Genomic DNA, 22,918 nt, shown 5'->3' on the forward strand with positions numbered 1-22,918 from the left:
GTCCCCCTCCACCCCACCGCCCGCAGCGGCAGCGAGTCCCTCATGACCCCACCCCTCAAACGCGCCCTGGTCACCGGCGGTAGCGGTGGGCTGGGCTCGGCCATCAGCCGGCGCCTGGCGGCCGACGGCTTTGCCGTCATCGTTCACGCCAACAGCCACCTGGCCACGGCGCAGGCCGTCGCCGCCGACATCGTGGCCCAAGGCGGCCAGGCCCAGGCCGTGGCTTTCGATGTGACCGACGCCGCCGCCACCGGCCAGGCCCTGGAAACCCTGCTCGAAGACGGCCCCATCCAGGTGTTGGTCAACAACGCCGGCATCCATGACGATGCGGTGTTTCCCGGCATGCAGCTGGCCCAGTGGCAGCGCGTGCTGGATGTCTCGCTCAATGGGTTTTTCCACGTCACCCAACCGCTGACCATGCCCATGATCCGGACCCGCTGGGGCCGCATCATCACCATCACCTCGGTCGCGGCCGTGGCCGGCAACCGCGGGCAGGTCAACTATTCGGCCGCCAAGGGCGCCCTGCATGCAGCCACCAAGTCACTGGCGCTGGAAGTGGCGAGCCGCGGCATCACCGTCAATGCCGTGGCCCCCGGCATCATCGACACCGCCATGACCCAGGGCGCTTTCAGCAAGGACGTCATCGACCGCATGGTGCCGATGAAACGCGCGGGCAAGGCCGAGGAAGTCGCCGACCTCGTCGGATTTCTGGCCTCCGAACGTGCGGCCTACATCAGCGGCCAGGTCATTTCCATCAATGGCGGCATGATCTGACCCCAAAACCGGCGCTTGTCCGATTGACGCGCGAGGCAAAGGGCATGAAGCTGGCTGATGCAGCGTCAAAGGCCATCGCCCTCAGGGTGAGCGCACGAGCCCGCTGACCGAGGCGCCCCTTCCCGCAGGCATCAGCCTGCTCCTCCTTGTGCCTTGCCAGCACACACACCCATGACGGTACCTCCCGCGGCGCGTCCAACTGACTTTCCAGCTTGAAAGGCGAATACCCCATGAAGACTTCCGAACCCGTTCCCGCGGCGCATGCACCGCATGGCCCGCTCACCGATTACTACCAGACCGAGCAGGACAGGCAAGCCTATTTACGCCGGATTTTTGACAACACCGCTGCCGACTACGACCGTATCGAGGCCATGCTGGCCTGGGGTACCGGTTCGCGTTATCGGCGTCAGGCCCTCATTCGCGGCGGCCTGAAAGCGGGCATGCGGGTACTTGATGTGGGCGTGGGAACCGGCCTGGTTGCGGCCCAGGCCTGTCTTCTGACCGGCGACCCGGCCTTGGTCACCGGGATTGATCCAAGCTCCGGCATGCTGGCGGCCAGCAAGCTGCCCAAGACCATGGTACTGATGGAGGGCCGGGCCGAATCATTGCCGTTCCCCGACAATCACTTTGATTTCCTGAGCATGGGTTACGCCCTTCGCCATATCAGCGACCTGGGGGTGGCGTTTGCAGAATTTCAACGGGTATTGAAACCCGGCGGCCGCCTGTGCATCCTCGAAATCACCCAGGCAAAAAGCGGTCTGGGACAGTGGGTCCTCAAAACCTATATGCGGGGCGTGATACCGTTGCTGACACGGTTTGTTTCCCGGCAAAAAGAGACCGCAACAATCTGGCGCTACTACTGGGACAGCATAGAAGCCTGTGTCCCGCCGGAACAAGTCATGGCCACACTGAGCGCCGCCGGGCTGGTGCAGGTCAAACAACACGTGGAAGTTGGCGTGTTTTCCGAGTACCAGGCGATCAAACCCTAGTGCTGTTGCCCGCTATCTGGAACCTGAAACCGCGCCTTTTGCGCCATGGCGGCGCAGAAAAGCGGGCGCCATGAGCGCTGCCACTCAAGAGCGACCGGACCAGCGCCGCGCCAGCAACACGGGCAGCCGTAGCAAAAAACCCAAGAACAGGCGTGAGTGCATCCAGCTCAGCAGCAGGTTGTCGCGCAGGTAGTTGAAATGCGAGACGCCGCCTTCGTCGGGTCGGAAGTATTTGACGGTGGCCGGCAGGTTGACGGGTTTGACGCCCAGCCAGCACATGCGCACCACCGCCTCCGGGTCAAAGTCGAAACGCCGCATCCAGCGCTGGCCGTGCATGACGCGCCGCAGCGGCGCGATCGGGTAGACGCGAAAACCGAACAGCGAATCACCGATGCCGGCCCACAGCGTTTCCAGGTTGGCCCAGCCATTGGAAACCTTGCGGCCGTTGACACGCAGGCGCGGCGCGTCGGCGGCAAACACCGGCATGCCCAGCACCATGACCTCGGGCTGCGCGCTTGATGCGGCCATGAATTGCGGAATCAGGTGGGCCGGGTGCTGGCCGTCGGAATCCATGGTCAGCACGTGGGTGAAACCCTGCGTCGCCGCCAGGTCCAGCCCGTGCAGCACCGCCGCGCCCTTGCCCACGTTGTGCGGCAGCACGATCACGCGCAAACCTTCATCTTGCGCCGCCATGGCCTGCAGGCCGGTGGCGCTGTCGTCGGTGCTGCCGTCCACCACGACCCAGACCGGCGTCCAGTGGGCGCGCGCCGCGCGCACGGTTTCATAGACCTTGGGGCCGGGGTTGTAGCTCGGTATCAGGACCAGATGGGTGCGGGACGCACCGGGAGCAGAAACAGTCATCGTGTGAAAACCTGGACAAGGGGCGCCAGGCCACGATGCTCAGGCCGGCGGAGAAACGGGAAAGCCGGGCAACTGCGCGTGCGCCAGCTCGGTCTGGAAATACTGTTCGAGCTCACTGACGAAACGCGCCGTGTGCTGCGGCGGATCAAAACGCTTGCCGAGACGGACCCGGTAAGTGATGGGCATTTTAGGGGCTCGCAGCAAGGGCCAGCCTTTGCCCAGAAAACCGGAACTGGTTTCAATAAACACTGTCTGCACCGGCACACCCGCACTTTTGGCGATCAGCCCGGTCGTGCCCTGCAAGCGGCCCACGGGAAAGCGCGTGGTGCGTGTGCCTTCGGGAAACAGCAGCAGATGGCTGCCCTGGTGCAGATCGTCCACCGCCAGCTGCACCATGGTGCGCAGCGGCGTGTTGCGGATGTAGCCGGCCAGCCGCGCACCCGCCCCATAAAAAACACTGTTGACGAGTTCGGCCTTCATGATGCAGCCCGTACCGGGCAAGCGCGACAGAACCATCACCGCATCGAGCAGCGACGGGTGGTTGGGCGCGATGACCATGGGTGGCGCATCCCGCAACGCGTCCAGTTCCGACAGGTCGAAGCGGCAGGCCCCGATCAGCACCAGAAAACGCAGGTAGTGCCGCGTTACAGCGGTCACCAGCTTGCGTCCCAGCCGTTTGCTGATCACACGCGGCAGCAGTGCGCGCATCGGAAAGGCCAGCAACGTGACACCCAGGCTGATCAGGCCCAGCGCCAGGTAGCCCAGATGCAACTTGATGGTTTCATGCAGGGCACGGCGGAGCGACGGCAGCGCCAGCGGCTCGGTCATGAGGGCATTGGACTCGTGTTTCATGGCATCCGCGCTTTGCGGCCGTCAGCGCGCCGCAGGCGCCGCGTCCTCAACCACACGGATATTGACCTTGCGCATGCGGATCGCCTGCAGGGTGCGCTTGTAATTCAGGGCCGATGAAATATAGAAAATCGCCTTGAGCACCGCCAGCGAGCCCCAGATCGGTGTCTTGCCGAAAATGTCGCCCGCAAGCATGGACAGCAGGGCCTCCTTCACGCGCCACACATTGCGCGGCCCCATGAACATGTCGCGCATGGTCGGGTTCGTCACGCGGTAGATGAACCACGAAAACTCTTTCGGCCCCTTGCGCACCTGGCGGTCGAAATGCGCCAGCGCGGCCGCGGCCTTCGCCGGTTCGCGCAGGCAGGTATCGACCGTGTCGGCACCGTCAAAACCGCCCTGCATGGCCAGCATCACACCCGACGAAAACACCGGGTCGATGAAGGTGAAGGCGTCACCAATCATCACGTAGTTGGGGCCATGCGTGCGCTCGCAGGCGTAGGAAAAGTTGCCGGTCGCCTCGACATCGGACGATAGCGTGGCGTGGGCCAGGCGCTCGGCGAGCGCCGGACACAGGGCGATCGTGTCCAGGAAAAATTCCTTCACGGGTTTGCTGCGGCTCTTGAGGTAGTGCGGCCAGACGACCGCACCTATGCTGGTGGCGCCGTCGGCCAGCGGAATGAACCAGAACCAGCCGTGGTCGAACCAGAAAATCGTGATGTTGCCTTCGTCCTGCCCCGGGTGCCGCGTGGCGCCGGTGAAGTGGGCATACAGGGCCGAGCTATTGTGTTTGGGGTTACGGCGCTTGATGTCGAACTGCTTGCCCAGCAGGGTGTCGCGGCCCGAGGCGTCCACCACAAAGCGGGCCCGCCAGTCCTGCATGCGGCCGTCTTCATGCTGCGCGTGCACGGTGGCGCCGCTGCGGTCGGCCGCAAAAGCCACCTCGCGCACCCTGCAGCCCTCCAGCACCTCGGCGCCCAGCCGGGCTGCATTGCGTATCAGGATCTCGTCCAGCTCGGAGCGCCGCACCTGGTAGGAAAACGGCATGGACTTGTCCCAGGCGTCGCCGAACATGAAGGTCTGGCTCTTGTTGTCGTGCCAGGGCGACACAAACTCGGCGCCCCATTTCTCGATGCCGATGGCCCGGACGGCGTCCGCCACCCCGAGTTTTTCAAACAGCGGGAGGTTGGCCGGCAGCAGCGACTCGCCGATGTGGAAACGCGGATGGTGTTCTTTCTCCAGCACCACCACCTTGTAGCCCCGCTGGGCCAGCAGCGCCCCCGCCGTGGAACCCGCCGGGCCGCCGCCGATGACCAGCACATCGCACTCGCCCGTAACGGCGGGAGCAGGGGCGGCTGGTGAATTCAGCTCGGTCATGGGTTTTCCTTGGTCGGTAGTGTCGAACTTGCCGCAAACCTGCCGTGGTGATCCCGGACGGGACCATCGCGCATGTCAGGCGTGCAACTGTTGAGTCTACTTCGGGGTACCCTGCCTGTTTGTAGTGAAATGTCTGTTCTTTCGGGATTTACAGGTCCGGCGCACATTCAAGCCCCCTCCCGGAAGGGTCGACCTGGCAGCGATTTCCGTCAGGCCGCGGCGGCGGGCAGGCCGGCAAGTGCTATTATTTTCCCGGCCCCTCTCGCCACCCCCGCAGCCACCCTGAGTTCACCCGTGTATTCAGCCTTTTACCGTCCTTGCCTGAAACCCCAGTGAACCTTCCCCCGCCCGCTCTCGACACCCCTGATCCGGCCACCGCCGGGGCCGGAAAACACACGCCCATGATGGTCCAGTACCTGGGCCTGAAGGCGGACTACCCCGACACCCTGCTGTTGTACCGCATGGGTGACTTTTACGAATTGTTTTATGCGGACGCCGAAAAGGCCGCCCGCCTGCTCGACATCACGCTGACGCGGCGCGGCCAGTCGGCCGGTGAGCCGGTGGTCATGGCCGGCGTGCCCTTCCACTCGCTCGAGGGCTACCTGGCCAAGCTGATCAAGCTGGGCGAGTCGGTCGCCATCTGCGAACAGGTCGGCGACGTGGCCACCGCCAAGGGCCCGGTCGAGCGCAAGGTGGTGCGGGTGGTCACACCCGGCACCCTGACCGACACCGAGCTGCTCAGCGACAAGACCGAATCCATCCTGCTGGCGGTGCACCAAGGCAGCCGCAACACCTGCGGCCTGGCCTGGCTCAGCGTCACACAGGGCGAAATCCACCTGGCGCACTGCGCCAGCGACGAGCTCGAGGCCTGGATCGCCCGCATCGCGCCCAGCGAACTGCTTTACAACGTCGATGTCACGCCCGCCTTCGAGCAGCGCCTGAAAATCCAGCGCTGCGCTGTCAGCGCCCGCCCGGCCTGGCAGTTTGACAGCGCGCTGGGCGCACGCCGGCTGCTGGCGCAGCTGCAGGTGGCCTCGCTGGCCTCGTGGAACGCCGAGGCCCTGCCCGAGGCCCACGCGGCGGCCTCTGCGCTGCTCGGTTATGCCGAACACACCCAGGGCCGCGCGCTCTCCCATGTGCACAGCCTGCAGGTCGTGCGTTCGGGCGAGCTGATCGAACTGCCGCAGACCACACGGCGCAACTTGGAGCTGACCCAGACCCTGCGCGGCGAAGACACGCCCACGCTGTTTTCGCTGCTCGACACCTGCACCACCGGCATGGGCAGCCGCGCGCTCAAAAGCTGGCTGCTGAGCCCGCGGCGCGAGCGCAGCCAGGCGGCAGCGCGGCTCGAAGCCATCACGGCCTTGCGCGCCGGCCTGCAGCAGACACTGCGCACCCGCCTCAAGGGCAGCAGCGACGTTGAACGCATCACCGCCCGCATCGCGCTGCGCCAGGTGCGCCCGCGCGAGCTTATTGCCCTGCGCGATACGCTACAAAAAACAGAGCTGCTGGCGCCCAACCAGCAAGGGCTGCCGTCACTTTTGACCACTATTTTCGGGGACCTGCAGGCGCCGCCCGCCTGCGCCGCCCTGCTGCAGCGTTATGTGCTGGACGAGCCGGCCGCGCTGATCCGCGACGGCGGCGTGATCAACCACGGCTGCGACGCCGACCTTGACGAGCTGCGCGCGATCCAGACCAACTGCGACGACTTCCTGCTGGACCTCGAAGGCCGCGAGAAGGCCCGCACCGGCATCGCCAACCTGCGCGTGCAGTTCAACAAGGTGCACGGTTTTTACATCGAGGTCACCCAGGGCCAACTCGACAAGGTACCAAGCGACTACCGGCGCCGCCAGACGCTGAAAAACGCCGAACGTTACATCACGCCCGAACTCAAGACCTTCGAGGACAAGGCCCTGTCAGCGCAGGAACGCGCGCTGGCCCGCGAAAAATGGCTGTACGAACAACTGCTCGACGAGCTGCAGGCTTTTGTGCCGGTGCTGAGCCGCCTGGCGCGCGCGCTGGCCAGCCTGGACGCCCTGTGCGCGCTGGCCGAACGTTCACTCACGCTGAACTGGACCGCCCCGGTCTTTGTGAAAGAGCCCTGCATAGAGATCAGTCAGGGCCGGCATCCGGTGGTCGAGGCGCGGCTGGCGGAAACCACAGGCGGCTCCTTCATCGCCAACGACTGCGGCCTGGGTGGCAAGAGCCGCATGCAGATCATCACCGGCCCGAACATGGGCGGTAAATCCACCTACATGCGCCAGGTGGCCATCATCGTGTTGCTGGCCAGCGTGGGCTCGTACGTGCCCGCCGGCGCCTGCCGCCTGGGGCCCATCGACGCCATCCACACGCGCATAGGCGCGGCCGACGATGTGGCCAACGCGCAATCGACCTTCATGCTGGAGATGACCGAGGCCGCGCAGATCCTGCACGCCGCCACGCCGCATTCGCTGGTGCTGATGGACGAAATCGGCCGCGGCACCTCCACCTTCGACGGCCTGGCGCTGGCCGGCGGCATTGCCGCCCACCTGCACAACAAGACCCAGGCCTTCACGCTGTTTGCAACGCACTATTTCGAACTCACCGAGTTCCCGGCGCGCCACCACGCAGCGGTCAACGTGCATGTGAGTGCGGTCGAGTCCGGTGCCAGCATCGTTTTTCTGCACCACATCGAGCCCGGCCCCGCCAGCAAGAGTTACGGCATCGCGGTGGCCAAACTCGCCGGTGTGCCGGCGGCCGTGGTCAACCACGCGCGGCATGCGCTGGATGCGCTGGAAACCCAGCAGACCGCCAGCCGCGCCCAGGTTGACCTGTTTGCCGCGCCGCCCGAGCAGCCCGCCGCCGAACCCAGCGCGGTGGAAAAAGCCCTGCACGGCATCGACCCCGATGCGCTGAGCCCGCGCGAGGCGCTGGACGCGCTTTACCAACTGAAAAAAATAGCGGCCGCCTGAGCCGCCCCACCCCAACGATTTCCCCCATGACCTACTGCGTCGCCATCAAACTCAACGCCGGCCTGGTGTTTCTTTCCGACTCCCGCACCAACGCGGGGCTGGACCAGATCAGCACCTTCCGCAAGATGATCATTTATGAAAAGCCGGGCGACCGTTTCATGGTGCTGCTGTCGGCCGGCAACCTGTCGATCTCGCAGTCGGTGCGCGAGATCCTGCAGGTCGAGCAGCTCAAGGACCCGGAAGGCGGCCCGCCCATCACCATCTGGAACGCCAAAAGCATGTTCGACGCAGCGCGTGTGCTGGGCGCCGCGATCCGCCGCGTGCACGAGCGCGATGCCGACGACCTCAAACACGCGGGCGTCGAGTTCAATGTCTCGCTGATCTTCGGCGGCCAGATCCGCGGTGAAGGCATGCGCCTGTTCCAAGTCTATTCGGCCGGCAACTTCATCGAAGCCACGCCGGAGACGCCTTACTTCCAGGTCGGCGAATCCAAATACGGCAAACCGGTGCTCGACCGCGTGATCACCCCCGAAACACCGCTGGACGAAGCCGCTAAATGTGCGCTGGTCTCGATGGACTCCACCCTCAAGTCCAACCTGTCCGTCGGCCTGCCGCTAGACATGGTGGTCTACGAAGTCAACTCGCTGCAAAGCGACAAGGTGGTCTGCATCGACCACGAGAATCCCTACTTCCGCATGTTGCACAACAACTGGGGCAAGAAGCTGCGCGAAGTTTTTGACAGCATCGAAGACCCGATGTGGACCGGCGGCGAAACGCAGGTGCCGCTGCTGACGCCGCTGACGCGCAACCAGCCCCTGAAAAAAATCTCTTCGCCCGAAGAAAAACTGATCTGAACGCGTCCTGCCGCCACTGAACGACCCCGTGCCCACCTCCAGCAAACCTCTCATCATTTTTTCCCACGGCAACAGCTTTCCGGCAAGCACCTACGGCGTGTTGTTCCAGGGGCTGAGGTCGCGCGGCTTCCAGGTCAAGGCGATTGAAAAATTCGGCCATGACCCGCGTTACCCGGTCACCAGCAACTGGCCGCACCTGGTGCAGCAACTCGCCGACTTCACCAGCGAGCAGGTCGAAAAATCCAGCCAAGCCGCGTTTCTGGTGGGCCACTCGCTGGGCGGTTTCCTGAGCCTGATGTGTGCCGCACGCAACCCCGTGCTCGGCGGCCTGCCGGTGCGCGGTGTGCTGCTGATCGACTCGCCCATCCTGGGCGGCTGGCGTGCCGCTGCGCTGAGTGTGGCCAAACGTGCGCAGCTGGTCGGCTCGATCTCGCCCGGCGCGATCAGCCGCAAGCGCCGGCACCAGTGGCTGGACCAGGCCGAAGTGCTGGCGCATTTCCGCAGCAAAAAAGCCTTTGCACGCTGGGATGAACAGGTCCTGCGCGACTACATCGAACACGGCACGCACGACGCCCAGGGCGACGGTAACAACCAGCGCCTGCTGAGTTTTGACCGCGACGTGGAAACCGCCATCTACAACACCCTGCCCGACAACCTCGAGAGCCTGCTCAAACGCCATCCGCTCAAATGCCCGGTGGCCTTTATCGGCGGGCGCCAGTCGGTCGAGATGAAACAGGTGGGCATGGCCATGACCGAGAAGGTCACGCGTGGCCGCATCATGATGCTCGACGGCAGCCACCTGTTCCCGATGGAAAAACCCGTGGCCACCGCGGCGGCCATCGAAGCGGCCCTGCGCAACCTGATGGATTGATACAGCCCTTCGACCCTTCGACGGGCTCAGGACAGGCCCAGCTCAGGGCGAACGGAAAATTCAGGCCGCCCAGGTGACCCAGCCCATCTGCGCAGTCACCAGCACCACCACACCGAAGACGATGCGGTACCAGGCAAAGGGCACAAAGCTGTGGGTGGCGATGTAACGCAGCAGCCAGCGAATGCACAGCCAGGCGCTGACAAAGGCAAACAGCAACCCGACGCCGAACAGCGGCAGGTCCGCCGCCGACAGCAGGGCGCGGTCCTTGTACAGGCTGTAGGCACCGGCGCCGATCAGCGTCGGAATCGCCAGGTAAAACGAAAAGTCCGTCGCGGCCTTGCGTGACAGGCCCAGCAACATGCCGCCAATGATGGTGGCGCCGCTGCGGCTGGTGCCGGGCACCATGGCCAGGCACTGCACCAGGCCGACCTTGAGCGCATCCATCATGGTCATGGCCTCGACCTCATGGATGCGTGCCGTGGCCGGGTTGGTTTTCTGGCGCCGCTCGGCCCACAAAATGACGAAGCCGCCGATGATGAAGGTGCTCGCCACCACCACGGGCGTGAACAGGTGGGCCTTGATGGCCTTGCCAAACAGCAGGCCCAGCAGCACCGCCGGCACAAACGCGACCAGGACATTGAGCGCAAACTGCTGCGCCTGCCTCTCCGTAGGCAGTGCCACCAAGGTGTCGCGCAGTTTTTGCCAGTAGACCAGGATGACGGCAAAAATGGCGCCGGTCTGGATCGCAATGTCAAACACCTTGGCCTTCTCGTCGTCAAAACCCAGCAAGGCGCCGGCAAGAATCAGGTGGCCGGTGGAAGAAATGGGCAGGAACTCGGTCAAACCCTCGACGATGCCCATGACGGCAGCCTTGATCAGCAATGCAATGTCCACACGCGCTCCAAAAATATGGGCTGATTATCGCTGTCGGCCCACTGCACCCCCCGGGGCGCGGCAGGCGTGGGGCTGCGCTTTTCACGTTCGCTGGGCGCAACTCGCGCCGCTGCTCCTGCATTTCGTCGCAAAGTCCTCGCGCCGGCGCGGCCATCCGCTGCAGCCCGCACCTTGCACGTCCTCACCACCTCACCACCTCACCAATGAACAATGAACAAGGAGCTCGCCATGCACACCACAACCCGGAAAGACCCCGACCTTGAACAACTCGCCCGCAAGCGAGCAGGGGCCAAGCTCGGCTGGTATGTTCACCTCTGCATCTATATCGCCGTCAACCTGCTGCTCGCCACGCTGTCTTACCTGAGTGGTCGCCACTGGGCATGCAGCGGGATCCCTGGTGAAGCGGCAACCCTTCATCCGGGTTTGCCGCACCTGAAGCCGCTCCCCTGTTCTATTGATGTTTTCGTAATTCATGACGCTACACCGTTCGGGCTGAGCCTGTCGAAGCCTGTCCTGAGCAAGGACGAAGGGCCCTTCGACAAGCTCAGGGCGAACGGTAGTAAGTTGCCTGTCATGATTTATGGAAGTCTCAATAAAATGATTGGTTCTTCACACCCCTGCCATGATGCCTACACCGTCCCTGCCCGAAGACATCGAACGCCTGGCCCACAAGCGCGCGGGTGCCAAGCTGGGCTGGTATGTTCACGCCGCGCTCTACCTGCTGGTCAATCTGGTGATCTTCGCCACGTCGGCCTACGGCTTCGGCAGCCGGCCCTGGTCGCTGTTCCCGCTGCTGGGCTGGGGCCTGGGGCTGGTGCTGCATGGCATGTCGGTGTTTGTGCTGGGCAACGGCAGCGGCCTGCGCGAGCGCATGGTGCAGAAAGAGCGAGAACGCCTTCAGCGCGAGTTCGGTGACGGCCCGCAGCGATGAACATCGACTGGGCCGCCAAGCTGCTGACCGAATTGCTGTTTTTTGACATCCGCATGACCGGCCTGGGCGGCCCCTTCGACAAAGCGCAGGACAGGCCGCTGAAGGTGCTGCAGATCAGCGTGGACAAGACCATTCGCATGGTGCCGGTGGGCGAGGTGGTTTATTTTGAAGCGGCCGACAAATACGTGCGGGTGCTCACCGCCGATCACGAGTACCTGATACGCACCCCGCTGAAAGACCTGCTGCCGCAACTGGACACGCAAAGCTTCTGGCAGATCCACCGCGGCACGGTGGTGCAGGCCGGCGCGATTGAAACCGTCAGCCGGGACGAGACCGGCAAACTCACCTTGAGCCTGCGCGGCAGGATAGAGAAACTAGCGGTCAGTCGCATGTACAGTCATCAATTCAGGGCCATGTAAACAGCCCCGTTTCTGTCTGACCGTACCTGCCGCCCATGCCCTCTTCCTTCACGTCGTCCACACCTTCCACGCCCTCCCCGACCTCCGCCTCGCCCGACTTGGTCCTCGACTTCTGGCTCGGCGATGGCGTCACGCTGGGCTGGCCCAGCCAGGACATGGGCAAGCGCTGGTTTAACGGCGGGCCCGAACTCGACGAGGAAATCCGCCAGACCTTCGGCGAGCTGGTCGAACAGGCGCTGGCCGGCCGTCTGGCCGACTGGGAGGCGCAGCCGCTGAGCCGGCTGGCGCTGATCATCCTGCTCGACCAGTTTCCCCGCAATATCTTTCGCGGCAAGGGCCAGGCCTTTGCCGGCGACGAGCAGGCCCAGCGGCTGGTCAGCGATGCACTCGCACAGGGCATCGACGAGGCCCTGCCCTGGGTCGGCCGTGTCTTTTTGTACATGCCGCTCACCCATGCCGAAAACCTGGCTCTGCAGGAAGAAGGCGTGCGCCGCTTCAGCGCGCTGGCCGCGGCCGCGCCCGAGGCGCACCGTGCCAGCGCCCAGGGCTCGCTGGACTTTGCCATCAAGCACCGCGACATCGTTGCCCGCTATGGCCGTTTTCCCTACCGCAACGCCGCACTGGGGCGCACCAGCAGCGCGCTGGAATTCGAGTTCCTGAAAATCGGCCCGCGCTTCGGGCAATAGGCCCTTAACCGAACACCGCACCGCTGGACCGGCCGGCGCGAATTCGCGGGAGTAACGCGCCCGCCAGCACCACCCGTCCACTCCCCGCTCCGCACAACACCGCACTGCACTGCACTGCACTGCACTGCACTGCACTGCGTGAATTTTTTTCACACCCCGCCTGCCCGCGCTGAATCCACCGGCGCGCCGGCCACGTACCCCCGGCAGACGCCATCGAACTGCCGGCTTGATTGCGGCCATCCGACGCGTTGAACCCGCGACATCCACCACCAACAACTGGCGCCCGCCAGCTCACTACCAGGAGTGCCCCTCATGATGATCCGTACCGCCATCGCCACCGCCGCCGTCTCCCTTGTTGCCGCCTGCGGCACCATGACCCCGATGATGCCGACCTACTCGCAGGCCGGCCTGCCCGCCGCCGTCCAGGTGCCCGCCGGCAACCGGGTGGCCCTCGAAACCGTGGGCATGGGTGACATCACCTACCAGTGCAGCGCCAAAAAAGACATGGCCGGCCAGTTCGAGTGGGTGTTTGTCGGCCCCGACGCCAAACTGATGGACCGCAGCGGCAAACAGGTCGGCAAATACTACGGCCCGCCCGCCACCTGGGAGGCCGTGGACGGCTCCAGGCTGACCGCCACACAACTCGCCGTCGCGCCCAACATGGCCGGCAACATCCCGCTGCAGCTCGTCAAGGGCAACCCCGCCATGGGCAGCGGCGCCATGCAGGGCGTCACCTACATCCAGCGCGTGGCCACCCTGGGCGGCGTTGCACCGGCCACACCGTGCGCCGCCGGCAACCTGGGGGCCAAGCAGATCGTCAAGTACCAGGCCGACTACATCTTCTACAAGGCCATGTAAGCCCCGCGCTGCATTTCTTCGGGAGGTTCGCCGGAATGGTGAGCGGCCGGCTCCGCGTCTGGCGGGGCCGGCTTTGACAGCCTGCAGGCCATCGCGCGAGCGGTGGCCTGCAGGTTTTTTTTGGTGCATGCGGTCGATCGCGTTTTTTGCCCGCAAATCCCTGGCGCGGCGTCCTACATACGCTTACACCTGTTGCAACCGAAACTGGTCAACAGCTCCACCCAATAATGAACCAGACCTTCCATGAGACGCCTCCCCTTCAGCCAGTTTGAAAAGCCTCAACCCATGGGAGACCGTTGTTCCACGCCGCGCTGTGCGCTGTCTCATGCAAGAGGCAACCGCCTACAGGGCCCGGCCCGGAGCTGCGGTCTGATGAGTGCAAGGAGTAACCTGAGATGAGAAACACGCACCATATGTTTCGAGCGATCAGCCTGGCCATCGGCCTGGCCTTGCTGGTGGTCACCGGCACGGCGGCCATGATCGCTGCCTTTTCAGGCCCGGCCTTAACCCCCCGCGCGTATGGCGCTTATGACCAGCCGGTGGTGCTCGCGCCCCTGCCTGACGCTGCGCAAGCCCTTTCACCGGCGGGCGACGACCATGTGCTGTACCAGCGCGTGGCCCGAGCGGACGGAACCCAGGAATGGGAGCTGACGCCGGCTCCGCAAACCGCCCTGGCTCAGGACAACCGCAGCAGCGCCGTTGTGGCCATGCGCCCCACCCTGGATGCGCCGGTCTTCAGCCGTGTCAGCTACAGCCTGCAGGCCAAACCAGGCGGCTTCAGCAAGACCCTGAAAAGCTGCAACAGTGCCTTGACCGGCCAAGGCGCCAAGCCCAAAACACTGGCCGCGTATGACATTTCCTGCACCACCGTGGGCTAAAAAGCACCTGGAGCCGGTCGCGGACGGGACAAACCGCGCCGGCGTGCGGGGGTTTTCCCGTACAGAACACCCCATGATCATGGGGTTTACTAGGGCAAGCTCACCCTCCGGAACCTTCGTGAAAACACCCTCCCGCAGCAATGTCCCCTTTGGTCGCCTGTCGCGCAGCCTGCTTGTGATCATCGGCAGCGCCGCCTTGCTGGGCGCCTGCGGCTACCGCCCGCTCCAGCCCTACAACAACCAGAAAGACCTGCCCGAAGCCGTTCGTGTGCCCGACGGTTACCAGCCCGTGCTGGAAGCCACCAGCAACGGCAGGCTGCTGTACGAATGCCAGGCCGTCAAACGCGCGCCGTATGAATACGAGTGGCTCATGAGAAACGCCAGCGTGGACCTGACCGACACCTACGGCGGCACCATCATGCACAAGCCCGGGGCACGCGCGAGTTGGGTCCATCGTGATGGCTCCAGCGTCATGGCCCGCGAATTTTCCGAGGTGGGCAACGGCAGCAACAACCTGCCCCTGCAGCGCTACAACGCCCAGTCTTCCGGCGTATCCGGGACGCTGCACAACATCACTTATGTCCAGCGCCTGCGCACCGTGGGCGGCTGGATATCGAGCACCCCCTGCACCTCGGCGCAACTGGGCATGCGCAAGACCGTACCTTACGAGGCGGACTACATTTTTTGGCGCGCCAAGGGCTCCTGAAACGCCGTCTCCAGCACTGGGCCACGGCGCCCACAAAAAAGCCCGCAGGGTTGACGCTGCGGGCTTTTTTGATGGTGGCAAGCGGCGGGTTCAGCGGCCGTAATAACCTGAGCCCTGGTTTTGCACGTAGTAACCACCCTGGCGATAACCACCGCGGCGGTCATCGTCGTCGCGGTCGTGATGGCCATGCCGCTTGTGCCAGCCATGGGGGCGACCGTAATACACCGGGGCGGGCTGCACGTAGACTGGACGCGGCTGGTAATACACCGGCGCCGGCTGGTAATACACCGGTGCAGGCTGCACATACACAGGGCGGGGTTGCACATAGACCGGCTGGGGCTGCACGTAAACCGGTTGCGCATACACCGGGTAGGCATTGGTCACACCGATCTGCGCGCCCGGAAGCACCACACCGACGGAAAACTGCACATCGCTGCGGGCATGGGCACCGCCCGCAAACCCCATTGCCGCGATGGCCAGGGCGGCAGCAGCGCCGGCCATCAGCATCGGCTTGCGGGACGGTGCGGCTTGAACAGTTGTCTTAAGCATTGCTTTCTCCTTGTACTGGGCAGAAAAAGCCCATGTAGGTATTAAACGCGCCAGCCGGGTAACGGCCTACCGCACGCACAGTGAAGAGCGTAGCCAAAAGTAACGCCCAAACTGGGTTGTCCAGTGGCAACGCCCTAGAATCAGCCTCATGAACGCCCCTGCAGACAAAGAACCCCACAAACCCAGCAATTTCCTGCGCCAGATCATCGAGCATGACCTGGCCGCCGGCACCTATTCCGGCCGCAAATGGGGCGGCAGCCCCGGCGACGCCTCCCACCACGCCGCCGGCCAGCCCGATACCGCACGCATCCGCACCCGTTTCCCGCCCGAGCCCAACGGCTACCTGCATGTGGGCCACGCCAAAAGCATCTGCCTGAACTTCGGCCTGGCGCGCGACTACGGCGGCGTGTGCCACCTGCGTTTTGACGACACCAACCCCGAAAAAGAAGACACCGAATACGTCAACAGCATCATCGATGCCGTGAAATGGCTGGGGTTTGACTGGAATGCCCGGGTCAACGGCGTCGCTACCGCCCACCTGTTCCAGGCCAGCGACTATTTCGACTTCATGTACCGCGCCGCGGAATACCTGATCGAGACCGGCCACGCCTATGTGGACGAACAAAGCGCCGACGAAATGCGCGCCAACCGCGGCGACTTCCGGCTTGCCGGTGTGGACAGCCCTTTCCGCCAACGCACACCGGCCGACAACCTGGCGCGTTTTCGCGACATGCGCGACGGCAAGCTCGCCGACGGCGCCGCCGTGCTGCGCGCCAAGATCGACATGGCCAGCCCCAACATCAACATGCGCGACCCAGCGATTTACCGCATTCGCCGCGCCACGCACCACAACACCGGCGACCAGTGGTGCATTTACCCGATGTACGCGTTTGCACACCCGATCGAGGACGCGCTCGAGAACATCACCCACAGCATCTGCACGCTGGAGTTTGAAGACCAGCGCCCGTTTTACGACTGGACGCTGGAGCGCATCGTGCCCATCCTGCGCGCGCCGCAGTTTGCCCTTGCGCGCGAGCTGGTCGAAAAAATCGAAGGCCAGGGCCTGGAAGCCGGCAAGGAATTTGCCCTGCACTGCCACAACCACGCCGACAAGCTGTTTGCCAGCGAGGCCGAGGCGCAGATGCGCGCCATGTTTGTGCGCTGGGAGCACAACCCCGACGCCGTGCTGCACGACCTGCCCGCGTTTTTTGCGCTGCTCAAGACGGAACTCGCGCAGTTCACACCGCTGCTCGAACACGCACTCGACGGCGAACGCCCCAACCTCTTCCTGCTGCCGCACCAGTATGAGTTTGCCCGGCTCAACCTGACCTATGTGCTGACCAGCAAACGCAAGCTCGCCCAACTCGTCAACGAAAAACGCGTGAGCGGCTGGGACGATCCGCGCATGCCCACCATCGTCGGCCTGCGCCGGCGCGGCTACACACCCGAGGCAATCCAGCTGTTTGCCGAACGCATAGGCGTGACCAAAAGCGACAGCTGGATTGACTACAGCACTTTGGAGGGCTGCCTGCGCGACACGCTGGACCCGACCGCCCCGCGCGCCATGGCCGTGCTCGACCCGGTGAAACTGGTGCTGACGAACTGGGACGCTGAAATGGAAAACAGCGGTCAAGCCGCTGTAGATGGGCGCTATCTGGACGACTGCGCCGCCCCCGTGCACCCGCACCACCCCGACATGGGCACACGCCACTTCAAGATCGGCAAGGAAGTGTGGATTGAACGCACCGACTACGAAGAAACGCCACCCAAGGGCTTCTTCCGCCTCTTCCCCGCCCACACCAATACCAGCGGCCAGGCCATCGCGGCCAGCAAGGTGCGCCTGAAATACGGCCACGTCATCGAATGCATGGGCGCGACCAAAGACGCCACCGGCAACATCACCGAAGTGCAGGCCAAACTGATCCCCGACACCAAAAGCGGCACCCCCGGCTCCGACAGCGTCAAGGTCAAGGGCGTGATCACCTGGGTCGGCGTGAACGACGCCGTACAGGCCGAAGTGCGCCTGTACGACCGGCTGTTTACCCAGGCCCACCCCGAGGCGGACGGCAAGGATTTTCTGGAAAACCTGAACCCGGACAGCCTGAGCGTGGTCACGGCTTATGTGGAGCCTTCACTGGCGAATGTTGAAGCCGGGCAGCGTTTTCAGTTTGAGCGGCATGGGTACTTTGTCACTGACTTGAAGGATCACGCTGAGGGGAAAGCGGTGTTCAATCGAGTTACGGGGATGAAGGACAGTTGGGGAAAGTAACAAATAGCCCGACGATATAAAAACTGGGGAGGCAAAAATGGATTTAGCACGCTTTCACCGAGCCATTGCGTTAATCGATGATGACCTGAAACGAATCGACATAGATACACGTCTTCAGGAACTGATTACCGATCTCAACAATATTGCTAGCAATCCCGGGAATGTTGAGATAGCTAACGTTTTCAAAGATCATCTAGAGCAGCTCAGAAAATTATTCGAGATTAGCCCACTTAACAGGGCTGACGACGACACAGCGCAAGTCGTCGCCGATTTACATCTCCAAAGCTTCCTCGGTGACCAGCTTTTCACAAGAGTACTGGATTGCGTCCAAGCAAATCACCTTAGCGCAAATTTAGCGGCGACCGCACTCAACGAATTGAAAGAACTGGCAAAAAAGAAACTGAGATATATCCGATCCATGAATGAAGCATTCACAGAACTTGAGGTTGAATACTTTGAGTTAGGTGAAGGTGAGGCAGAGATGTTGATTGATCTTCCAGTTTCCACAGAAACAAAAACACTTGACGATCTTTCAAAAGAGGCAAAGGAGTGGAATCGAATTTGCGAAACCATTTCCGAAACGTTTGACCCAGAACGCAATCCTGTCACAGTGCGCACGCTGGCATCTGGTTCCTGGTTGTTGTACTTGGCCGGGACTGCTTCCTTTATATACGGCGTTTCGCAGTGCACAAAGGGCGTGAATGCAATATTGCGCGACTTGATAAAGATGAAATCGCTTTACACGCAGCTAGTCAGCACCAACACCCCCAAGCCAATCCTAAAGTCACTTGAAACTCATAACGCATCGAAAGTAAAAACTGACCTAGAAAAACTAGCATCAAAACTAGTGTCTGAATTTTACAAAGGGCCGGACAAAGGGAGGAAAAATGAACTGCGTACTGCTATGTCGATCGCGTTGCAAAAGCTTTCAAGAAAAATTGCGGAAGGTGCCAGGATTGAACTGCGGTTAGAACTACCTGAGAAGCCTACTGTTGCTGAGGGCGAGCAACCCACAGCAGAGCAAAAGAAAAAACTTGCAGCATTTGAGCGCGCCTCGCAAATTCAACTTGAGCTTCAGTATTCCAAGCCAGATGCCGAATTCGTTGAGCACGCGGATGACTTGCAGAGAGCGTTGCCAGCGCCAGCAGCAGATGGTTCCGACAACAGCACTTCAAATACTAAATAGATCTTTGCACCGCATGGCCTCAAATACGAAGTACTGACCGCAACAGCGTTCTGTTGGGCACCCCAGCCCACGTCCAGCCCATCGAAGAAGTCCCTTTCCTCACCTCCCCGACAACGTCACGCTCGAGATACTGAGCAGCGCCGGCGTCAAGCGTGGCGACAATGTGATTGACCTTGGTTAGAGTGAACTGGCGCAGTGTAGATACAGGAAAAAACATGCCACGGTCAAAAACCCGCAAGCAGAAGAAAAGCGGACTCGACGAGTTGCTGGAGAAAGGCGCGTCCCTCACAGCATTAGGGATTGGTTTACTGGTTGTGCCACTGTTTCTCGGGGTCTCGCCGATGCTCAAGCCCCTTGCAGGCGCATTGCGGGTTCCCGGCTGGATGGCGCTGGGCATTGGCTTGGTGCTGCTGGGCATTCGCTTGCTGTTGAAAAGCAAGGTTGAACCGGCTGCGAGCCTGACAGACTCTGCGGCCAGGCGCCAGGAGCCAACCGATCGCCAGAGCGCTTTCGGCCAAGCCATTCCTCCAGCCCCGGGGGGTTCTGCAGCTGAGGACAGGCGCGAGCCTTTTTCCAGAGCGGTCAGCGCCCGCCGGCTCGCCACCCAATGGAGTCCCGCCGTGTTCGCAGCTATCGAATGGCGTCGGTTTGAGGCAGTGTGCGAAACACTGTTTGCGCAGGCGGGATTTGCAACACGGGCGCAATCCCATGGCGCCGACGGCGGCGTGGACATCTGGCTGCACTCGGCCAACGCAGAAGGTCCGGTGGCCGTGGTGCAGTGCAAGCACTGGAACGGCAAGGCAGTGACTGTGAAAGAGATACGCGAGTTCTACGGCGTGATGGCTTCGCACCAGCTCAACCGCGGCACCTATGCGACCACGTCTACCTATACCGCCGATGCACAGAAGTTTGCAAAAGACAACGGCATCAATGCGCTCGATGGTACCGCCCTGCTCTCCCTGATTGCCAAACGCACGCCCGAACAGCAGCAAGCCTTGCTGGACGTTGCTCATGAAGGCGAATACTGGCGCCCCACTTGCGCGAGTTGCGGCATCAAGCTGGTCGAACGTACGCCGGCTAAAGGCGGAGCCGGATTCTGGGGTTGCAGCAACTACCCGCGCTGCAAAACGCGTATGCAAATGGCGGTGGCTGCATAGGGACTCCGCCCATTAGTCGCTGCGAACGACTGGGACCGGTCCCCTGATCAGCTCTTTTAGATGATCACGTCGCCGTCTGCCCCCGTCCAGCCTTCCCACAAATCACCCCCTCATAAGCTGGACCTCAAGTTTTGGCGCAACTTGCCGTTATTCAATAAGAGGCACCGGCAAGGCCTCAGCAGGGGCTGCCAGCGTATCGGCTGGTTTTTGCACCCGGCTGCGTGGGCCCGTGAATGCGAAGCGTGTGAAGTCCTGCGTATCCCGCCTGGATGTATTGAAGCCATTTAAATGGCATCGACCGCCGCCGAACCGCCACAGCTCTTTCTGTGAAATTAAAAAAAGGGAAGTGCACCATGAAACTCCGAACCAAGATGATTTCCGTGATGGCGCTGGTCTGCGCCTGTTTCACCTTGGCCATTGGGGTGGCGCTGGTAGGCATGCAGAACGCGAAAAGCCAGTTCGAGAATTTTCTCCAGCAGGACCAGGCCTTGCTTCAAGCCGGGAGCAATTTGTACGCCCAGGGTTTGCAGATGGGGCAGGCATTGCGCAATATCGTGCTCGACCCCACGAATAAAAAAGCGCAGGAAAATCTGGACGCTGCCAGCGACGAATTCAAAACTTCCTACCAGGCGGCGTTATCCCTTTCGAAAGGGGACGGGGACACCTTGAAAATCCTGCAGAAGATCGGCGATTTGCGTGACAAGCAGGCGCTTCTGCAGAAGGAAATTGCAGCGCTCGCCCTGAGTGATTCGAATGCCGCCAAAAGCCTGTTGAACACCGCCGAAACACCCACTTGGCGCGATATGCGCGGGCGTCTGCAGGAGTTCATCAAGGCAAAAAACGAGGCAGCCAAAAGCACTGAAGCAGAACTGCATCAATTCACGCAGCGGATGCTGCTGATCAGTGTGGTCATGGCGTGTATTGCCATTCTGCTGGGTGTTGGAATCACCTTCTGGCTAACCCGCGATGTGATGAAGCAACTCGGTGGTGAGCCCGACTACGCGGTGGCTATTGCGAGCAGCATCGCTGCCGGCGACCTGACGATGGATGTGCAGACCCGCGCGGGTGACGAATCAAGCCTGTTGTTTGCGATGAAAGAAATGTGCAGCAGCCTGGCCCGGGTGGTCGGCGAAGTCCGCAGCGGCACCGACACCATAGCCACAGCCTCCAGCCAGATCGCCGCCGGCAACCACGACCTGTCGTCCCGTACCGAAGAGCAGGCCAGCTCCCTGGAAGAGACCGCCGCGTCGATGGAAGAGCTGACCAGCACCGTCAAACAAAACGCCGACAACGCCCGCCAAGCCAACCAGCTGGCCGTCTCGGCTTCCAGCGTCGCCGTTCGCGGCGGTAGCTCGGTCGCCGAGGTCATGGGCACCATGAGCGCCATCAACGACTCGTCCCGCAAGATCGTCGACATCATCGGTGTGATCGACGGTATTGCCTTCCAGACCAACATCCTGGCCCTGAACGCTGCGGTGGAAGCTGCACGTGCCGGAGAACAAGGACGAGGTTTTGCCGTGGTGGCCGCCGAGGTGCGCAACCTGGCCCAGCGCAGTGCGACAGCGGCCAAGGAGATCAAGGGTTTGATCGACGATTCCGTGGGCAAGGTCAAGCAAGGCAGTAAACAGGTGGCCGAAGCCGGCAAGACCATGGACGAGATTGTGGACAGCGTCAAACGCGTGACCGACATCATGGCCGAGATCACGGCGGCCAGCCAGGAGCAGACCGCCGGAATCGAGCAGATCAACCAGGCGATCACGCAGATGGACCAGGTGACGCAGCAAAACGCGGCGCTGGTGGAAGAGGCGGCCGCGGCAGCGTCCTCCCTGCAGGAGCAGGCCAGCGGGCTGAGCCAGGTGGTCAGTGTGTTCAGGCTGAATCAGCAACAACACCCCGGACAAGGCGATTCAGCGCGGCACACCGCCCACAGCCATCCGCACGTGACGCCCACGCAGCCGCCCCGGCCCAAACAGGCCGTGGCTACCCCTGTGCAGCGGCAGTTGAGCCATGCAGGTGCCCTGGCGACCGCGGAAGGAAGTTGGGAAACGTTTTAAGAGGGTTGCTGCGTGGTGGGTAGCCGGCAGCACCCCAGCCCGACAGGGCTGGCGTGCCCTGCGCCGGAAGATCAGCTCTTCTTCTCAACCGGGTTGGCGGTCAGCCAGTTGGCCGGATAAGCCCGCATGAACTCCCTGGCTTTTTCAGGTCGGGCACTGAGCCAGGCATCGGCCGCGCCCTCGTTCAAAATCGCAACCATGCGTTTTTCGTTGCCGGGCTGCTGGTAGCGGCTCATCAGGGCGTGGCTGTTGGCGTTCACCGTGAGCAGGGTGTAGCTGATGATCACGTCGCCGTCGGCGCCCGTCCAGCTCTCCCACAAGCCCGCCACGCCCATGGGTTTGCCGTCCAGCCGGGCAATGCGGGTGGGCACGGCCTTGCCGCTGCGCCAGTCGTCTTCCATGAAGGCCATCATGGGTACGATGCAGCGCTGCCCGCCCAGCCAGGCGTCGCGGAAGTTGTTGGAGGTGGTCACGGTTTCCGAGCGGGCGTTGACCAGCTTGGTGGAACGCAGCTTGGCGTCAGACGCCGACTTGACCCAGCGCGGCACCAGGCCGAACTGCCCGGTCACCAACTCACGCACCAGCGCCTCACGCGGGGGCTGGTCAGCGTCTGCGGCCTCTTCGACCTCTTCTGCAGCCTCTGCGGTTTCCTGAGGCTCTGCGGCCAGGGCCGCCCGGATGAAGACACCCGGTTGGCGCGGCCACACCTTGCGCCCCACTGGTGAAGCAGGGGCCGCCACATGGAAGGCATCGGGGTAAAGCGTGGCGGGGTGAAGGCTCTCGTATTGGGTACTCATGCGGTGAT

At 62.7% G+C, this 22,918-nt stretch carries 19 protein-coding genes and 3 pseudogenes; 16 read left to right on the forward strand and 6 right to left on the reverse strand.

Features of this window, described 5'->3' with window-relative positions; all coding sequences use genetic code 11:
- The first annotated feature begins 42 nt into the window (after positions 1-42).
- Entirely contained in the window at positions 43-774 is a 732-nt protein-coding gene (gene fabG / locus B7G52_RS12270) for a 3-oxoacyl-ACP reductase FabG (RefSeq protein ID WP_096697928.1), read from the forward strand.
- A gap of 230 nt (positions 775-1,004) precedes the next feature.
- Positions 1,005-1,763: a class I SAM-dependent methyltransferase gene (locus B7G52_RS12275; RefSeq protein ID WP_096697863.1), complete on the forward strand. Its 759-nt coding sequence runs from the start codon at positions 1,005-1,007 to the stop codon at positions 1,761-1,763.
- An 84-nt stretch (positions 1,764-1,847) separates the two neighbouring features.
- Here the strand turns inward: B7G52_RS12275 and B7G52_RS12280 are convergent, their stop codons facing one another.
- Genes B7G52_RS12280 through B7G52_RS12290 form a run of 3 tightly spaced genes read right to left on the reverse strand, consistent with a single transcriptional unit; the run spans position 1,848 to position 4,850 of the window.
- Positions 1,848-2,624, reverse strand: a complete 777-nt coding sequence (locus tag B7G52_RS12280) for a glycosyltransferase family 2 protein (RefSeq protein WP_096697864.1) — start codon at positions 2,622-2,624, stop codon at positions 1,848-1,850.
- A gap of 39 nt (positions 2,625-2,663) precedes the next feature.
- Positions 2,664-3,476 (reverse strand): 1-acyl-sn-glycerol-3-phosphate acyltransferase, encoded by an 813-nt coding sequence (locus tag B7G52_RS12285; RefSeq protein WP_096697865.1) that lies wholly within the window; start codon positions 3,474-3,476, stop codon positions 2,664-2,666.
- A gap of 21 nt (positions 3,477-3,497) precedes the next feature.
- The gene (locus B7G52_RS12290) at positions 3,498-4,850 is read right to left on the reverse strand and encodes an NAD(P)/FAD-dependent oxidoreductase (protein ID WP_096697866.1); all 1,353 of its coding nucleotides are present in this window, start codon (positions 4,848-4,850) and stop codon (positions 3,498-3,500) included.
- A 401-nt stretch (positions 4,851-5,251) separates the two neighbouring features.
- On the opposite strand from B7G52_RS12290, the gene mutS reads away from it, so the two are divergent.
- From mutS to B7G52_RS12305, 3 genes are read left to right on the forward strand one after another with little or no spacing between them, the layout of a single operon-like run.
- Positions 5,252-7,801, forward strand: coding sequence for a DNA mismatch repair protein MutS (gene mutS, locus B7G52_RS12295; protein WP_096697867.1), 2,550 nt, complete (start codon positions 5,252-5,254; stop codon positions 7,799-7,801).
- A 26-nt stretch (positions 7,802-7,827) separates the two neighbouring features.
- Positions 7,828-8,655, forward strand: a complete 828-nt coding sequence (locus tag B7G52_RS12300; RefSeq protein ID WP_096697868.1) for a proteasome-type protease — start codon at positions 7,828-7,830, stop codon at positions 8,653-8,655.
- Positions 8,656-8,683: 28 nt separating this feature from the next.
- Entirely contained in the window at positions 8,684-9,526 is an 843-nt protein-coding gene (locus tag B7G52_RS12305; protein WP_096697869.1) for an alpha/beta fold hydrolase, read from the forward strand.
- 60 nt (positions 9,527-9,586) lie between these two features.
- Here the strand turns inward: B7G52_RS12305 and B7G52_RS12310 are convergent, their stop codons facing one another.
- Entirely contained in the window at positions 9,587-10,420 is an 834-nt protein-coding gene (locus tag B7G52_RS12310) for an undecaprenyl-diphosphate phosphatase (RefSeq protein ID WP_096697870.1), read from the reverse strand.
- 228 nt (positions 10,421-10,648) lie between these two features.
- Between B7G52_RS12310 and B7G52_RS24450 the strand changes: the two are divergent.
- The 7 genes and pseudogenes from B7G52_RS24450 to B7G52_RS12340 form a co-directional block, all read left to right on the forward strand.
- Positions 10,649-10,747: pseudogene (locus B7G52_RS24450) on the forward strand (hypothetical protein); the annotation flags it as partial.
- 298 nt (positions 10,748-11,045) lie between these two features.
- Entirely contained in the window at positions 11,046-11,351 is a 306-nt protein-coding gene (locus B7G52_RS12315; RefSeq protein WP_096697929.1) for a 2TM domain-containing protein, read from the forward strand.
- A gap of 95 nt (positions 11,352-11,446) precedes the next feature.
- Positions 11,447-11,770, forward strand: a pseudogene (locus B7G52_RS12320) (LytR/AlgR family response regulator transcription factor); the annotation flags it as partial.
- Between the two features lie 35 nt (positions 11,771-11,805).
- Positions 11,806-12,456 (forward strand): DUF924 family protein, encoded by a 651-nt coding sequence (locus B7G52_RS12325; RefSeq protein ID WP_096697872.1) that lies wholly within the window; start codon positions 11,806-11,808, stop codon positions 12,454-12,456.
- 312 nt (positions 12,457-12,768) lie between these two features.
- Positions 12,769-13,314, forward strand: coding sequence for a DUF3455 domain-containing protein (locus B7G52_RS12330; protein WP_096697873.1), 546 nt, complete (start codon positions 12,769-12,771; stop codon positions 13,312-13,314).
- A gap of 395 nt (positions 13,315-13,709) precedes the next feature.
- On the forward strand, positions 13,710-14,192 hold the full coding sequence (locus B7G52_RS12335; protein WP_141397447.1) for a hypothetical protein: 483 nt from the start codon (positions 13,710-13,712) through the stop codon (positions 14,190-14,192).
- Between the two features lie 118 nt (positions 14,193-14,310).
- Entirely contained in the window at positions 14,311-14,898 is a 588-nt protein-coding gene (locus B7G52_RS12340; protein WP_170954759.1) for a DUF3455 domain-containing protein, read from the forward strand.
- Positions 14,899-14,988: 90 nt separating this feature from the next.
- Here the strand turns inward: B7G52_RS12340 and B7G52_RS12345 are convergent, their stop codons facing one another.
- The gene (locus B7G52_RS12345; RefSeq protein ID WP_096697876.1) at positions 14,989-15,447 is read right to left on the reverse strand and encodes a hypothetical protein; all 459 of its coding nucleotides are present in this window, start codon (positions 15,445-15,447) and stop codon (positions 14,989-14,991) included.
- Between the two features lie 148 nt (positions 15,448-15,595).
- Between B7G52_RS12345 and B7G52_RS12350 the strand changes: the two genes are divergently transcribed.
- The 4 genes and pseudogenes from B7G52_RS12350 to B7G52_RS24455 all read left to right on the forward strand — a co-directional run.
- The gene (locus B7G52_RS12350) at positions 15,596-17,716 is read left to right on the forward strand and encodes a glutamine--tRNA ligase (RefSeq protein ID WP_096697877.1); all 2,121 of its coding nucleotides are present in this window, start codon (positions 15,596-15,598) and stop codon (positions 17,714-17,716) included.
- 37 nt (positions 17,717-17,753) lie between these two features.
- A complete protein-coding gene (locus B7G52_RS23345; RefSeq protein WP_141397448.1) occupies positions 17,754-18,902 on the forward strand; it encodes a hypothetical protein in 1,149 nt (382 codons plus the stop codon).
- Between the two features lie 167 nt (positions 18,903-19,069).
- Entirely contained in the window at positions 19,070-20,059 is a 990-nt protein-coding gene (locus B7G52_RS12355) for a restriction endonuclease (protein ID WP_240523433.1), read from the forward strand.
- Between the two features lie 1,022 nt (positions 20,060-21,081).
- A pseudogene (locus B7G52_RS24455) lies at positions 21,082-22,113 on the forward strand (methyl-accepting chemotaxis protein); the annotation flags it as partial.
- A gap of 71 nt (positions 22,114-22,184) precedes the next feature.
- Here B7G52_RS24455 and B7G52_RS12365 read toward each other — a convergent pair.
- The gene (locus B7G52_RS12365; RefSeq protein ID WP_096697880.1) at positions 22,185-22,910 is read right to left on the reverse strand and encodes an SOS response-associated peptidase; all 726 of its coding nucleotides are present in this window, start codon (positions 22,908-22,910) and stop codon (positions 22,185-22,187) included.
- Positions 22,911-22,918: the final 8 nt, after the last annotated feature.

The organism is Polaromonas sp. AER18D-145 (genome assembly GCF_002379095.1).
Classification (GTDB): domain Bacteria; phylum Pseudomonadota; class Gammaproteobacteria; order Burkholderiales; family Burkholderiaceae_C; genus Polaromonas.